The organism is Streptomyces albidus (ex Kaewkla and Franco 2022) (assembly GCF_013870515.1).
Classification (GTDB): Bacteria; Actinomycetota; Actinomycetes; order Streptomycetales; family Streptomycetaceae; genus Streptomyces; species Streptomyces albidus.
In genome coordinates, this window is sequence record NZ_JACBXA010000206.1 from 1 (window position 1) to 10611 (window position 10611).

Below are 10611 nucleotides of genomic sequence, written 5' to 3' on the forward strand. Positions count from 1 at the left end.
CCGCGCTCACCGGTTGCCGGGGAGCGCTGATGCCGGCGCCCGTGGACGGGGAGGGCGAGCGCGACGGCGCAGAGGCCGTAAGTGCCGGAGAACCGGGGGAGTTGGCCGCCGCACTGTGCGAGCGCATGGTCGCCGGGATGTCCCCGAACGGGCACTCGGGAAAACTGCTGCTCGCCTGCGATGCAGGACTGCGGATCGCGCTGTCGTACGTGGTCGCGCCGTCCGCGAACCTGCGGGACGAGGAGGCCGCGAGCCGGATCGGCGGGGTGGTGCGGGCGCTGCTCGCCCAGTCCGGTTGAGCGGCCGTGCGCGATGGGCCGCTGTACGCGACCGCGCTGAGGGAGTCAGCGTCCGGCACCGGACAGTTGCAGCCCCACCACGCCGATGATGACGAGCGAGATCGAGACGAGCTTCAGAACCGAGACCACGTCGCCGAGGAAGATCATCCCGTAGACGGCCGTACCGGCGGCGCCGATGCCCGTCCAGACCGCGTATGCGGGTCCTACGTCCAGCCGTCTGAGGGAGAGCGTCAACAGGCCGAAGCTGCCCAGCGCGAAGGCGCAGAACGCGACGGTCGGCCAAAGGCGGGTGAATCCGTGTGAGAGCTTGAGGCAGACGGCGAAGCCGGTCTCCAGCAGTCCCGCCACGATGACCAGCAGCCACGCTGCCATGTGGAACGCCTCCCGTTGCTCCCCGCCGCCCGTTTCCGGGTGATTATGCCCATCAAGGGGCGAGGGGCCGGGTCAATCCCCTTCGCGCTGTTCACGCGTCGCCAGCAGCCTGCGCAGGGAGTAGAGCCGCTGCGGGTCGGCGTGGCCGTCCGCCACCCACTGGTCCAGGGCGCAGTCCGGTTCGTCGTGGCTGCAGGCGCGCGGGCAGTTCTCGGTGCCCGGCTCCAGATCGGGGAAGGCGCCGATGACGCGTGAGGGGTCGACGTGGTGCAGCCCGAAGGAGCGGACGCCGGGAGTGTCGATGACCCAGCTCCCCTCCACGGTCAGCGGCAGGGCGAGCGCCGAGGTCGTGGTGTGACGGCCGCGTCCCGTGACCGCGTTGACGTGGCCCGTCGTGCGCCGGAGTTCCTTCGGGACAAGGGCGTTGACCAGGGTCGTTTTGCCGACGCCGCTGTGCCCCACGAACACCGTGCTGCGCCCGTACAGCGATTCCCGTACGCGCTCCGCGGCGTCGCCGTCGGCCAACTCCGTGCGGCTGGTGACCACATGACGCACGCCCAGCGGCGTGTACTTGGCCAACAGGGGTGCGGCGGGGGCGAGATCGGACTTGGTCAGTACGAGCAGAGGCTCGAGTCCCGAGTCGTAGGCGGCGACCAGGCAGCGGTCGATCAGGCGCGGCCGGGGCTCGGGATCGGCGAGCGCGGTGACGATCGCGAGTTGGTCGGCGTTGGCGACGACGACACGTTCGTAGGGATCGTTGTCGTCGGCTGTGCGCCGCAGCACCGAGGTGCGCTTCTCGACCCGCACGATGCGGGCGAGGGTGTCCTTCGCGCCGGACAGGTCGCCGACGAGGGCGACGCGGTCCCCGACGACCACACCCTTGCGTCCCAGCTCGCGGGCCTTCATGGCGGTGATGGTGCGGTCCTCGACGAGGCACGTCAGGCGGCCCCTGTCGACGGTCAGCACCATGCCTTCCGAGGCGTCCTCGTGCTTGGGGCGGGTGTGCGTACGCGGGCGGGTGCCCTTGCGATTGGGGCGTACGCGGATGTCGTCCTCGTCGGTGTGCTTGCCGTAGCGGCGCATGGCGGGAGCCCCTCAGGCTCTCTCTTCGACGCGCTGGCCGCCCGAGCCGCCGCGCGGCCCGGCGGGCCCGCCGAGCATCGCGGTCCACATCGCGGGGAAGTCCGGGAGGGTCTTGCCCGTGGTGGCGATGTCCTCCACGCTCACGCCCTCGACGGCGAGACCGAGCAGGGCGCCGGCAGTTGCGAGCCGGTGGTCGTCGTAGGTGTGGAAGACGCCGCCGTGCAGCGGGCGGGGGCGGATGCGCAGCCCGTCATCGGTCTCGGTGACGTCGCCGCCCAAGCCGTTGATCTCCTTGGTGAGCGCTGCCAGCCGGTCCGTCTCGTGCAGACGGAGATGGCCGACGCCGCGCAGCACGGACTCGGAGTCCGCCAGCGCCGCGACGGCGGCGATGCCGGGGGTCAGCTCGCCGACGTCGCTGAGGTCGACGTCGATGCCGCGGACGCGGCCGCTGCCCGTGAAGGTGAGGCCGCGCTCGTCCAGCTCGCAGGAGCCGCCCATGTCGCTGAAGATGCGGCGCAGAGCGTCACCGGGCTGTGTGGTGTGCTGCGGCCAGTCCGGGACGGTGACACGTCCGCCCGTCACGAGCGCCGCCGCGAGGAAGGGCTGCGCGTTGGACAGGTCGGGCTCGACGATCAGATCGCGGCCCAGCAGAGCACCCGGAGTGACGCGCCAGACGTCGGGCTCACCGCCGTCCTCCGGGGTGTCGACCTGCGCACCGGCCTTGCGGAGCATGTCGACGGTCATCCGGATGTGCGGCGCGGACGGCAGGGTCTCGCCGATGTGACGCACCTCGACGCCCTGGTCGAAGCGCGGGCCCGACAGCAGCAGCGCGCTGACGAACTGGCTCGAGGACGAGGCGTCGATCTCCACCGTGCCGCCCGCGAGCGAGCCGCCCCCGTGCACGGTCATCGGCAGACTGCCGCGGCCGTCGTCGTCGATGCGGGCGCCCAGGACGCGCAGCGCATCGATGACCCCGTGCAGCGGACGCTCGTACGAACGAGGGTCGCCGTCGAACGTGACCGGTCCGTCTGCGAGCGCCGCGACGGGCGGCAGGAAGCGCATGACCGTACCTGCGTTGCCGACGTCGACCGTCGCCGGCCCGTGGAGCCCCGCCGGAAGGACGTGCCAGGACTCGCCCGTGCCGTCCGGGCCCGCGCCCTCCTCGATCTGCACACCCATCGCGCGCAGCGCTTCCGCCATCAGCAGGGTGTCCCGCGAGCGGAGGGGGCGGCGCACCCAGCCCGGGTCGACCGAAAGCGCGGCCAGCACGAGAGCGCGGTTGGTGACCGACTTCGAACCGGGCACGGAGACCCTCGCGTCGACGGGCTCGTGCGCGGACGGCGCGGACCAGAGGGCGGCGGATTCGGTGTGCTCGGTCATGAACTTCACTTTAGTCGTTCGCACCGAGGCGGATCGCGGCCGCTCGACCGCCCCTCACAGCCCGAGCAGCCAACGGCCGCCGCCGGTCAGGGAGCTGAGCGTCACCACGTGGAAGAGCACCAGCCACATCACGGCGGGCACGTGCGTGAGCCGGGAGAGCTGGTCGGCGTCCGAGTCCGGTGCGCCGCCGCGGCGCCGCTTGCCCTGGAGCTCGAAGACGGGACGTACGCCTCCCAGCAACAGGAACCACACGAAGCCGTACGCGAAGGCCGCCTGCACCTCCGGCTCGGTCAGCCAGGAGATCAGCACGAAGGTGCCGCCCGTCAGGAAGACCGTCAGCACACCGTAGGCGTTGCGGATCATCACCAGCATGGCCAGCAGCAGCGCGGTGGCGCTCCACAGCAGGAGCGTGATGTGGTTCGCGGCCAGCAGCCAGGCGCCGCCGAGCCCGAGCAGCGAGGGCGCCGTGTAGCCCGCGGCCGCGGTGAGGACCATGCCGATGCCGGTCGGCTTGCCGCGGGAGAGGGTCAGCCCGGAGGTGTCCGAGTGGAGCCGGATGCCCGCGAGTTGGCGTCCGGAGAGGAGAGCGATCAGGCCGTGCCCGCCCTCGTGGGCGATGGTGACCGCGTTGCGTGACAACCGCCAGACGCCGTGAGGCAGCACGGCCGCCAGGGCTATGAGAGCCGTGATGACAACCAGCCACTGACTGGGGTCCGGCTGCGTACCGAAGACCCGGTCCCACAGACCGGCGATGCTCGTGGTTTCCATGTCTTTCCTTCGTCCTCCCCGGCCCCGTGCCGCATCCCCGAAGTGACTTGTTACGGCTTGTCCATGAACGGAACGTGGTTCTCCGTGAACGCACAGCGCTGCACATCAGTGCCGTGGCAGTGTGGCACTCATGTGCGGAAGGTATGCAGCTAGCCGGAGACCCGAGGACCTGGTCGCGCTCTTCGGTGTGGAGAAGTGGGACCCGCAGGAGGCGCTGGCCCCCGACTGGAACGTCGCCCCGACCAAACAGGTGCACGCGGTGCTCGACCGCCCGGTGAAGGGCTCTGGCGACCCGCGCCCCGTACGGCAGTTGAGGTCGCTCACTTGGGGGCTCGTGCCGGGGTGGGCCCAGTCCCCGGACCTGGGCGCGAAGATGATCAACGCGAGGGCCGAGACGGTGCACGAGAAGCCCGCCTTCAGGCGCCCCTTCGCAACGCGCCGGTGCCTGATCCCCGCGGACGGCTACTTCGAGTGGGTCACGGCCAAGGGGGAGCTCCAGCTGGAGCAGGAGGGGAAGAAGAAGAGGACGCGCAAGCAGCCGTACTTCGTGTCCCCGGCGGACGGTTCGGTGATGGCGATGGCCGGGCTGTACGAGTTCTGGCGGGACGGCACTCTGCCCGACGACCACCCTCAGGCGTGGCGGACGACCTGCACCGTGGTCACGACGGAGGCGGAGAGGGAACCCCTGGCGGAGCCCAGTGGCGAGGACGGGCCCGCATCGCTGTCGGAGATCCACCCCCGCATGCCGCTGATGCTGCTGCCGGAGCGCTGGGACGACTGGCTGAACCCGGCCCGTCAGCCGCAGGAGGAGCTTCGGGAGCTGCTCGCACCGCCGCCTCCGGGGAGGATGCGCGCTCACCCCGTCTCCACGGATGTCAGCAACGTGCGGAACAACCGGCCGGATCTCCTCGAGGCGCTGACGGGGCCGGAAGTCGGCACGCTCTTCTGAGGCGCGGGTGAGCAGCGGCCGCCGCTCGACGCGGCAGGATGGCTCCCCATGAGCGAGATCGTCGAGACACCGGCGGGCGAGGCCCGTATCACCTGGCACCACGCACGGCGACCGCAGTCTGTGCTCGCGCTGGGACACGGAGCGGGCGGAGGCATCGAGGCCCGGGACCTTCAGGCGCTGGCGGAGGTGCTGCCGCAGGCCGGGGTCACGGTCGCGCTGGTCGAGCAGCCGTGGCGGGTGGCCGGCAAGAAGGTGGCACCCGCGCCGAAGACCCTCGACACCGCCTGGAGAGCGCTGTGGCCCTCGCTGGCCTCACCGGGACTCCCCGTGGTCTCGGGCGGGCGCAGCGCGGGTGCGCGAGTGGCGTGCCGTACCGGCGGAGAACTGGGGGCGAGTGCGGTGCTCGCGCTGTCCTTTCCGCTGCATCCCCCGGGCAGGCCGGAGAAGTCCCGTGCCGAGGAGCTGACGGGGGCGGGGCTGCCGGCGCTGGTGGTGCAGGGCGGACGGGACCCCTTCGGGCGTCCCGAGGAGTTCCCCGAGGGGACGCGGATCGTGGAGGTGCCGCACGGCGACCACGGGTTCGCCGTCCGGAAGCGCGCGGACATCGGGCAGGAGGAGGCACTGGCCTTGCTCACGGAGGCCGTCCGCAGCTGGACGGGCGGGCTCGGGCTGTCTTCCGGCGCCGCCTGAGGGTGTGACGCGGTACACGGGAGCGCGCTGTACGGCCGGGAATGAACACCGGGATCGACGTGTTGACCGCATCGTCGGAACGTTCACGAGATTGGGAGCCGCCAGTCATGGGATCTGTCGCTTGCCCGCAGCGTCCGAAGGCCGTTGACCTCGATTGGGCAACGGTCGCGCTTGCCGGTGGCACGACGACTCCGGCGGCACGCGGAGCGGAAGGTCGTCTATTCTCCGATTCGGGCGGGTCCGCCATCGGACTCGTCGAAGCATCGGAGGAGGTGGGTCCGGTCACCGCGACCGAAGACGGCGGAGACGCCAAGCAGGAGACCGAGGCGGAGCGCAGTGAGCGATTCGAACGGGACGCCCTGAACTACCTCGACCAGATGTATTCGGCGGCGCTCCGCATGACGCGGAACCCGGCCGACGCCGAGGACCTGGTGCAGGAGATGTACGCGAAGGCCTACGCCTCGTTCCACCAGTTCCGCGAGGGCACGAACCTCAAGGCGTGGCTGTACCGGATCCTGACCAACACCTTCATCAACTCCTACCGGAAGAAGCAGCGCGAGCCCCAGCGCAGCGCCGCCGAGGACATCGAGGACTGGCAGCTGGCACGCGCCGAGTCGCACATGTCGACCGGGCTGCGCTCTGCCGAGGCCCAGGCTCTCGACCACCTTCCGGATTCCGACGTGAAGGAAGCCCTGCAGGCGATTCCGGAGGAGTTCCGCATCGCGGTCTACCTCGCGGACGTCGAGGGGTTCGCCTACAAGGAGATCGCCGACATCATGGGGACACCCATCGGCACGGTCATGTCCCGGCTGCACCGCGGGCGGCGGCAGCTGCGCGAGATGCTCGAGGACTACGCGCGTGACCGGGGAATGGCTCAGGCGGGCACAGCGCAGTCGCACGACGGGAAAGGTTCGGGCTCATGAGTTGCGGAGAGCCGCACGAGACGGACTGCTCTGAGGTGCTGGACCACCTGTACGAGTACCTGGACCGGGAGATGCCGGACAGCGACTGCGAGAAGTTCAAGGAGCACTTCGACGAATGCTCGCCGTGCCTGGAGAAGTACGGGCTCGAGCAGGAGGTCAAGAAGCTCGTCAAACGCTGTTGCGGCCATGACGACGTCCCCTCGGACCTGCGGTCCAAGGTGATGGGCCGCATCGAGCTGATCCGTGAGGCCGAGGCCGCAGGTCACGAACCGCCCGCGGAGGCGGTGTCGCCCGAGCAGGCTCCGGCAGTCGCGGGCAAGGAGAGCAAGGACGGCGCGGCGTCCTCGTCCCAGACCTCCCCTCCTGGAAACAAGAAGTACGCCTGACGGCCGGCTTCGCGCCGGGTTCCGGTTCGGCTCGTCCACTCCGGGCTCCGGCCCGGGGAGACCCGCATCCGACTCGCAGTGCTTATACGGGAGTTGGGGTCGTCTCACTCCAAGTTTCCTGACGGCTCACTCGAACGTGTGAGAGCTCCCGTTCCCTTACGTGCTAATGCGTGGATGAGTCCTTCGCTCCCGCCCCAGTCGTCCTATTCTCCCCTTCCGGCTTGGTACGGGGAGGAGTTCGGAGATGCGTGCACGGGGAGCGGAGCTTCCGTGGGCGGCACGTTGTCTCATCGCGTGCGCCGCCGGCGCCGCGCTGTTCTGCGCCGCCCCGGCCCTCGCGGGCTCCCCCGCCCCGGAGTTGGCCGTGCTGCTGCCTCTCGCAGCTCTCTACGCGATGTGCGAATACGCCCCGCGCTGCCCGCTGATGGGCCACAAGGTGCCCGGCAACATGGGCGCCTTCTTCCCGGTCCTCCTCACCGCCGCCTTCCTCCTGACGCCGGCGGCAGCGGCGCTCGTTCCGATTCCGGGGCCCCGTCATGTGCTCCACCTGCAGCACAGCCTGGTGCACGAGCAGATCGAGTCCGCCGACGACGGTGCCGCCCTGCTTGGTCCACGCGTCGGCGAGGTCGGTCGGCCACGGGTCGTAGAGCACGTCGAAGAGCGCTCCGGGCCGCGCCGGGATGGAGGCGGCCAACTCGTCGGTGGCCCCGGCCGGGGTGGTGGCGATCACCAGGGGTGCGTGCAGCGCCCCGGCCGCCTCCGCCCAGTCAGCCACGAGCAGCTGCACTCCCAGACGTCCGGCCCAGCCGCGCATCTCCTGGGCCCGCTGCTTGCTGCGCACGTAGGCGGTGACCTCTCCCGTGCAGACGCGGGCCAGCGCCGCGAGCGCGGACGACGCCGTCGCACCGGCGCCGAGGACCGCGGCGCTCTCCACACTCCCGATGCCGCGCTCCCGCAGGGCGGCGGTCATACCGGGGATGTCCGTGTTCTCGCCGACGAGCCTTCCCCGCTCGGTGAACAGGACGGTGTTGACGGCCTCGACGGAGGCCGCCGTCTCGCCGACCTCGTCCAGCAGAGGGATCACGGCGCGCTTCAGCGGCATGGTCAGGGACAGCCCCGCCCACTGGTCGTCGGTGCTCTCGAGGAACGCGCCGAGGCCGCTCTCGTCCACCTCGTAACGCTCGTACGTCCAGTCCGTCAGGCCGAGTTCGCGGTACGCCGCACGGTGCAGCACCGGAGAGAGCGAGTGCGCGACGGGCGACCCGAGTACGGCGGCGCGCCGGGCCGCGGGTGACGCGGCGGGCGCCGGCCGTACGGGGTCGTGCCGGTCCATCAGCCGCCGCTCTCCTTCTTCTTGCGCTGCTCTTTGTTGAAGTCCCGCACGTTGCGGTCGTGTTCGGCCTTGCTGTCGGTGAAGCGGGTGTCGCCCGGCTTGACCGTGACGAAGTAGATCCAGTTGCCCTTCGTCGGCTTCAGGGCTGCCTCGATGGCCTGGTGACCGGGGTTGTCGATCGGCCCGGGCGGGAGGCCGCGGTTGCGGTAGGTGTTGTAGGGCGAGTTCAGCCTGGTGTCCTCGACGGAAGTGTCCAGCGAGGAGCGGCCCTTGGCGTAATTGATGGTCGAGTCGAACTGGAGAAGTATGTTCTCGTCCAGCCGGTTGTAGATGACCCGGGAGACCCTGCCGAACTCGTCGTCCTTCTGCGCCTCCGCCTGGATGAGGGAGGCGATGGTCAATATCTCCTCGGGGGACTTGCCGACCTTCTTCGCCTCGGAGTCGAGGTTGACCTTGGTGTGCTCGGCCTTCGCGCGCGCGACCATCTCCCGCAGCACCTCGGCGGGATCGCTCTCCTTGCCGACGCTGTAGCGGGACGGGAAGAGGAAGCCTTCAGGGTTGTTCTTGGCGAAGCGCGGAAGACCGAGGGCCGCGGTCTTGGCCGCCTTCTGCGTCGTGCCCTTCGCCTTGCCGAGCTTCTTGTCGATGAGCGCGTAGACCGCCTTCGCGCGGAGGCCTTCCGAGACGATCAGCGCGTTCTGGCTGGCGGGGTCGAGCATCAGCTTCAGTGCCGCGTCGCCCGACATCTGCTTGCGCATGCTGTACGTACCGGGCTGGATGCCGCCCGACTTCGCATCGCCTTCGGCCGCCTCGACGAAGGCGCCGGCGCTCTTGACGACGCCCGCCTCCTGGAGGGCGTCGCCCATGTCGGCGATGGAGGCGCCGTCCGGGATCTTCACCTGTGCCTGGCCCGAGCCGCTGCCGGAGAAGTCGGGCGCCGGGGCGAAGTGCGCCTGGTAGAAGTCGTATCCGAAGTAGCCCGCGGTGCCGACGGCCCCTACGAGCACCAGCGAGACGGCCATGCACGCGCAGCCGTTCTTCTTGCGCTTGGGCTCGGCGCCCTTGCGGCCGCCGCGACGATCGCTGCGGCGGTCGTTCCCGGGCTCGTCGAAGTCGGCGTCGTCGTCATCCGCGAAGAAGGCGTGCTCGCCCTGGTCGGGCCCGGGGTCCCAGCCGGTCTCCGGGTCGCCGACGGGTGCGGGCCCCTGGCCCGGAGGTGCCTGGTAGTCACCGGGAGCCGCGCCGTGGCCCTGTCCTGCGTACTGACCGGGGTGTCCCTGCTGGCCGGGGTGTCCCTGCTGGCCCGGGTGCCCCTGCTGGCCGGGGTGCCCCTGCTGACCCGGGTGCCCCTGCTGGCCGGGGTGCCCCTGCTGACCCGGGTGCCCCTGCTGGCCGGGGTGCCCCGGGTGCTGCGGCTGCGGGTAGCCGCCCGGCGCTGCGTAGTAGCCGGGCTGCTGCCCGGTGTCGTACGGATCGGCGACGGGCTGCATGCCGTGGGGGTCGGTGCCGCCGTAGCCGGGGTCGTAGGGCGCCCCTTGCCCGGGGGCGCCGTATCCGCCCTGCTGCTGGTAATACCCCTGCGGCTGTTGCTGGTAGTAGCCCTGCTGCTGGTGCGGTACCTGGGGATGCTGGCCGGTGCCGTACGGGTCGGCGTACTGACCGTTGTACTGGCCCGCGTAAGGATCGCCCTCGCCCTGCTGGGTGGCGTCTCCGCCGCCGTCCCATCCCTGGTCCCCGAAGAGGGGGTCATCGGGATGCCACGGTGGGAGGCTCTGCCCCCGGCCATACTCAGTCATCGATCCCCTAGATCCGCCGGACGGCAGCCGTTCCGGACATACCGGTGCAAGTCACCCACGACCCGAGGGCTGTGAGCCCGTCCTTGCGGCGGCTGCCGTGTCGCGGGAACGTTACCGTATCGCGATCAGACAACCACTTCGACGCATTGCCCGGGTGGACTGCCTGACATCCGTTCAGTCTCCAGGGCGCTCTGAAGAATCACCACCGCCGCGGCCTGATCGATGCGGGAGCGGCCCTTCTTCGAGCTCACGCCCGAAGCGCGCATGCCCTGTGCAGCCGTGACTGTACTCATACGCTCGTCCACCAGCCGAACCGGGATGGGTGTGATCCTCCGCGCCAACTCCTCGGCGAAACCACGGACCTTGGCCGCGGCCGGGCCCTCGCCCCCCTTCAGGGAGCGCGGCAGCCCGGCCACCACCTCGATCGGTTCGTACTCGGTCACCAGCTCGGCCAACCGCCGGTGAGCAGCGGGCAGATCACGCCCGGGCACCGTCTCCACCGGCGTCGCCAGCAGCCCGTCGGGATCGCTGGAGGCGACGCCGATGCGGGCGTCACCGACGTCGACGGCGAGGCGGCGGCCACGGCGCATCAGGCGAGCAACCGCGCCACTCCGCTCCAGATGGCGATGGTC

10 protein-coding genes and 2 pseudogenes are annotated in these 10611 nt (G+C 70.5%); 5 read left to right on the forward strand and 7 right to left on the reverse strand.

Features of this window, described 5'->3' with window-relative positions; translation table 11 throughout:
• Positions 1 to 299, forward strand: a pseudogene (locus tag H5J26_RS23570) (TetR/AcrR family transcriptional regulator); the annotation flags it as partial.
• A 45-nt stretch (positions 300 to 344) separates the two neighbouring features.
• On the opposite strand, the gene H5J26_RS23575 reads toward H5J26_RS23570, so the two are convergent.
• The 4 genes from H5J26_RS23575 to H5J26_RS23590 form a co-directional block, all read right to left on the reverse strand.
• A complete protein-coding gene (locus tag H5J26_RS23575; protein WP_181767955.1) occupies positions 345 to 671 on the reverse strand; it encodes a DMT family transporter in 327 nt (108 codons plus the stop codon).
• A 72-nt stretch (positions 672 to 743) separates the two neighbouring features.
• Complete coding sequence (gene rsgA, locus H5J26_RS23580) at positions 744 to 1754, reverse strand: ribosome small subunit-dependent GTPase A (protein ID WP_181767956.1); 1011 nt, start codon at positions 1752 to 1754, stop codon at positions 744 to 746.
• A 12-nt stretch (positions 1755 to 1766) separates the two neighbouring features.
• Positions 1767 to 3134, reverse strand: a complete 1368-nt coding sequence (gene aroA, locus H5J26_RS23585) for a 3-phosphoshikimate 1-carboxyvinyltransferase (RefSeq protein ID WP_181767957.1) — start codon at positions 3132 to 3134, stop codon at positions 1767 to 1769.
• 54 nt (positions 3135 to 3188) lie between these two features.
• Positions 3189 to 3902, reverse strand: coding sequence for a M50 family metallopeptidase (locus H5J26_RS23590; protein WP_181767958.1), 714 nt, complete (start codon positions 3900 to 3902; stop codon positions 3189 to 3191).
• A 130-nt stretch (positions 3903 to 4032) separates the two neighbouring features.
• Between H5J26_RS23590 and H5J26_RS23595 the strand changes: the two genes are divergently transcribed.
• The 4 genes from H5J26_RS23595 to rsrA all read left to right on the forward strand — a co-directional run bounded on the left by H5J26_RS23595 (position 4033) and on the right by rsrA (position 6850).
• Positions 4033 to 4851 (forward strand): SOS response-associated peptidase, encoded by an 819-nt coding sequence (locus tag H5J26_RS23595; protein ID WP_181767959.1) that lies wholly within the window; start codon positions 4033 to 4035, stop codon positions 4849 to 4851.
• A 48-nt stretch (positions 4852 to 4899) separates the two neighbouring features.
• Positions 4900 to 5541, forward strand: a complete 642-nt coding sequence (locus tag H5J26_RS23600) for an alpha/beta family hydrolase (RefSeq protein WP_181767960.1) — start codon at positions 4900 to 4902, stop codon at positions 5539 to 5541.
• Between the two features lie 272 nt (positions 5542 to 5813).
• A complete protein-coding gene (locus tag H5J26_RS23605; protein ID WP_181767961.1) occupies positions 5814 to 6464 on the forward strand; it encodes a sigma-70 family RNA polymerase sigma factor in 651 nt (216 codons plus the stop codon).
• On the forward strand, positions 6461 to 6850 hold the full coding sequence (gene rsrA / locus H5J26_RS31635) for a mycothiol system anti-sigma-R factor (RefSeq protein WP_235980997.1): 390 nt from the start codon (positions 6461 to 6463) through the stop codon (positions 6848 to 6850). Before H5J26_RS23605 ends, rsrA begins: the two co-directional genes overlap by 4 nt.
• Positions 6851 to 7379: 529 nt before the next feature.
• Here the strand turns inward: rsrA and H5J26_RS23615 are convergent.
• The 3 genes and pseudogenes from H5J26_RS23615 to ruvX all read right to left on the reverse strand — a co-directional run.
• A pseudogene (locus H5J26_RS23615) lies at positions 7380 to 8183 on the reverse strand (shikimate dehydrogenase); the annotation flags it as partial.
• Positions 8183 to 9979, reverse strand: coding sequence for an endolytic transglycosylase MltG (gene mltG / locus H5J26_RS23620; RefSeq protein ID WP_181767963.1), 1797 nt, complete (start codon positions 9977 to 9979; stop codon positions 8183 to 8185). The gene mltG and the pseudogene H5J26_RS23615, both read right to left, overlap by 1 nt.
• A 125-nt stretch (positions 9980 to 10104) precedes the next feature.
• Entirely contained in the window at positions 10105 to 10569 is a 465-nt protein-coding gene (gene ruvX / locus H5J26_RS23625; protein WP_181767964.1) for a Holliday junction resolvase RuvX, read from the reverse strand.
• Positions 10570 to 10611: the final 42 nt, after the last annotated feature.

Excerpts from the sequence above, each read along its gene's own strand:
- H5J26_RS23575 (WP_181767955.1), bottom strand. The coding sequence starts at position 671 with ATGGCAGCGTGGCTGCTGGTCATCGTGGCGGGACTGCTGGAGACCGGC.
- rsgA (WP_181767956.1), bottom strand. The coding sequence starts at position 1,754 with ATGCGCCGCTACGGCAAGCACACCGACGAGGACGACATCCGCGTACGC.
- aroA (WP_181767957.1), bottom strand. The coding sequence starts at position 3,134 with ATGACCGAGCACACCGAATCCGCCGCCCTCTGGTCCGCGCCGTCCGCG.
- H5J26_RS23590 (WP_181767958.1), bottom strand. The coding sequence starts at position 3,902 with ATGGAAACCACGAGCATCGCCGGTCTGTGGGACCGGGTCTTCGGTACG.
- H5J26_RS23595 (WP_181767959.1), top strand. The coding sequence starts at position 4,033 with ATGTGCGGAAGGTATGCAGCTAGCCGGAGACCCGAGGACCTGGTCGCG.
- H5J26_RS23600 (WP_181767960.1), top strand. The coding sequence starts at position 4,900 with ATGAGCGAGATCGTCGAGACACCGGCGGGCGAGGCCCGTATCACCTGG.
- rsrA (WP_235980997.1), top strand. The coding sequence starts at position 6,461 with ATGAGTTGCGGAGAGCCGCACGAGACGGACTGCTCTGAGGTGCTGGAC.
- mltG (WP_181767963.1), bottom strand. The coding sequence starts at position 9,979 with ATGACTGAGTATGGCCGGGGGCAGAGCCTCCCACCGTGGCATCCCGAT.
- ruvX (WP_181767964.1), bottom strand. The coding sequence starts at position 10,569 with ATGCGCCGTGGCCGCCGCCTCGCCGTCGACGTCGGTGACGCCCGCATC.